Source organism: Candidatus Cardinium sp. cBcalN2, assembly GCF_022810445.1.
In the GTDB taxonomy this organism is placed as follows: domain Bacteria; phylum Bacteroidota; class Bacteroidia; order Cytophagales; family Amoebophilaceae; genus Cardinium.
Genome location: NZ_JAACGD010000166.1, coordinates 1 through 258, shown reverse-complemented (window position 1 = coordinate 258; position 258 = coordinate 1). Strand labels below are relative to the sequence as shown.

General features: G+C 38.0%; 1 protein-coding gene. It reads left to right on the top strand.

All coding sequences use genetic code 11. The annotated features are described in order from the left end of the window. Positions 1-258: hypothetical protein (locus MUW74_RS04140; protein WP_243519218.1), on the top strand; the 258-nt coding region annotated here is incomplete at both ends.

The following is a 258-nucleotide window of genomic DNA, read 5'->3' as shown; positions in this document are numbered from 1 at the left end:
TACGCTCAGAAAAAGCTCTAGCCGAGGCAATGTATATCCTTTCGTCTCTCTAACACCAAAAAACTTAGCCCTAGAAGTCAATAAACTCAGCAAGGATCCTAACCGAAACGAAGACGCCTGTGAACAGTTGACTAAAACTATAGCTAACATAGATTTACAAGAATTAGAATCGTTTAATGGACAAAGTTTATCCATGTTAGTGAATGGATTTAGCAAATGGTCTCGGAACGAAATCATGCAACAAGCCTGTCAAAAAAT